The following is a 2,524-nucleotide window of genomic DNA, read 5'->3' as shown; positions in this document are numbered from 1 at the left end:
AACCCTCACAAAAATAGCCGCCCAAAATCTGGACGGCTTTCTTTTTATGGCTTACCTGCTATCGCGGACGGTTGTACATGACGAGGGCGCAGACCTCTACGACCTGCGTTTCTACCGTCAGAGTATGAACCACAAGACCTTTGAGGTCAAGACAAAGGACATCAAAACATACGAAGGCGTCTATTGCGATATGCTGGAGGACATCTTCACCGATGTGACGGGATTATACACCCGATTTTAACCGAACATTTGCCAAGTCGTAATATAGAGAAGGTGGGCGACCTCGTGATGAAGTTACCCACCTTGATTTTTCAAAAATTTCGGCCGCCAAAGGCGGCGTTTGGCACTATCGCATCTGACAGAATGTCAGATTGATATCAAATTNAATANTGGCATGCTATTTGCTTGATAAATAAATGACAATAGTGTCACAAAACTAAAAAAGGTTGTTTTTATTATGGGAATAAAACCGGGCCCAAAAAGAATTGCCAAGTCCACAGGCAAGCCAGATCGTCGTCAGAGGGATAATAAATCCACACCGGGAAACACACCCTCTCTCAAACCTCATATCCATAAGAAGGGAGATTAACGATATTTTCCTTCTGTGGATTTTGTAAACCAGCCCTATGAGCACTATGTTTATAGGGCTAATTTTGTGAGCGACCTTTATTTTTCTTCTAAAAAAGTTGGCAAGATTACCAAAAAGGCTTAACTTTGTATTGANAATTAGTGTCACAAATGACACTCGATGTCAATATATGATTATTCAACGACCTCTCTATTTACAAAAACTAATAGACTGCCGCCATAACGGAATGATTAANATCATAACCGGCATACGGCGATGCGGCAAATCGTATCTACTTTTTCAGTTGTTTTCCTCATGGCTGAGAGAACAGGGTGTTTCTGACAACCATATAATTAAAATCGATTTGGAAAATCGACGAAATAAGGCACTGAGAGACCCCGACGCCCTTTTGGCTCATATAGACTCGCTTGTTAAAGATGATGCAATGCACTATGTGATGATAGACGAAATTCAACTTGTGAATGAGTTTGAGGACGTTCTGAACAGTTATCTTAAAGTGCCTAATGTAGATGTTTATGCGACAGGAAGCAACGCCAAGTTTCTATCCAAAGATGTTATCACCACATTCAGAGGACGTAGTTTTGAAATAAAGGTACATCCGCTAAGTTTTAAGGAATATTTTTCGGTCTATAAAGGTTCTCAAGAAAATGCTCTTGACGCATACATGATCTATGGCGGAATGCCTCAGATAATGGAATTCAATAATGATGAACTGAAAAGCGATTATCTGAAGAACCTATATACTGAAACGTATCTGCGAGATATTAAAGAAAGGTATCAGATTAAAAATGATGAGGAGTTGGAGAACCTTTTGGATTTCATATCTTCGTCAATAGGTGGCCTTACAAATCCGACAAAACTCGCAAACACGTTTACAACGGTGAAGAAGGAGAAGATAAGCCGTAACACGGTTTGCAGTTATCTTGATTATATTTGCGAGGCTTTTCTCGCAGAAAAAGCCTCTCGTTTTGATGTCAAGGGCAAGAAATATCTTGAAACACCATATAAGTATTATTTCACGGATCTTGGACTGAGAAACGCTCGGTTGAATTTCCGACAACTGGAGCCCTCGCACATGATGGAGAATATAATCTACAATGAATTGCGGATAAGAGGATTTAATGTAGATGTCGGTGTCGTGCCGATTGTAAGGCGCAATGCAGAAGGCAAACAGGAACGTGTACGGCTTGAAATAGACTTCGTATGTAACAAAGGCAGTCGAAAATATTATATTCAATCGGCATATCAAATGCTTGATGAAGATAAAATAAGACAGGAGGAAGCCTCGTTACGAAATGTCGATGACTCGTTTAAGAAAATAATAGTTGTAGGTAGCAACATTATAATCCGCCGTAATGAAGCCGGTATTACCACTATGGGTATCTACGATTTTTTGTTAAAGGAAAACTCATTAGAACTATAAAACGCATATAATACCATAACTCCATGATGGATAAGTATGAATACCAATATATGTATCTTCAGGGATTAAAGAAGAATTTGCAAGCAAGGGGTTATATTGCTTCAAAATACTTCAGAAAAGACGAAATAGACAATATAATAGTTGATAGCCTTAAATACTTTTGTAAAGAATTTGAGAAATGGGTAATAAACAACATAAAAAATTTTAATGATATTTTGAATGTAATCGGTTGTTATTCTGGTTTGAAATCTGATGTCGATTCAAAACGTATGATACTTGAGGAAGAATTGACAGATTTTTTACACACCTGTCGATATATTCTTGCTATTTCTCCATTTCTGAAACTTGACTATACAGCAGCACGATATACATCGGCTACAAATATGTTTTTCCCTGAATTGTTAACGTTGACTTATTTAATTCAACTATATAATCAATCACTAGTGTCTCTTAAAAAGTGTTAATCAAATTCGAGGTCAAGAGTTGGATGGCAATTTGNTATTTGTGCTGGC

3 protein-coding genes are annotated in these 2,524 nt (G+C 37.9%); all 3 read left to right on the top strand.

Features of this window, described 5'->3' with window-relative positions; all coding sequences use genetic code 11:
- Window positions 1-28: 28 nt before the first annotated feature.
- The 3 genes from JX312_RS12165 (at window position 29) to JX312_RS12155 (ending at window position 2,476) form a co-directional block, all read left to right on the top strand.
- Entirely contained in the window at window positions 29-241 is a 213-nt protein-coding gene (locus JX312_RS12165) for a hypothetical protein (protein ID WP_369809685.1), read from the top strand.
- A 517-nt stretch (window positions 242-758) separates the two neighbouring features.
- Window positions 759-2,012, top strand: coding sequence for an ATP-binding protein (locus tag JX312_RS12160; protein ID WP_204458164.1), 1,254 nt, complete (start codon window positions 759-761; stop codon window positions 2,010-2,012).
- 23 nt (window positions 2,013-2,035) lie between these two features.
- Window positions 2,036-2,476 (top strand): hypothetical protein, encoded by a 441-nt coding sequence (locus tag JX312_RS12155; RefSeq protein ID WP_204458162.1) that lies wholly within the window; start codon window positions 2,036-2,038, stop codon window positions 2,474-2,476.
- Window positions 2,477-2,524: the final 48 nt, after the last annotated feature.

Origin of the sequence: Barnesiella sp. CU968 (assembly GCF_905219685.1) — a bacterium.
Classification (GTDB): domain Bacteria; phylum Bacteroidota; class Bacteroidia; order Bacteroidales; family Muribaculaceae; genus Lepagella; species Lepagella muris_A.
The sequence above is the reverse complement of the archived record's forward strand: the minus strand, read 5'-3'. Positions and strand labels throughout refer to the sequence as shown.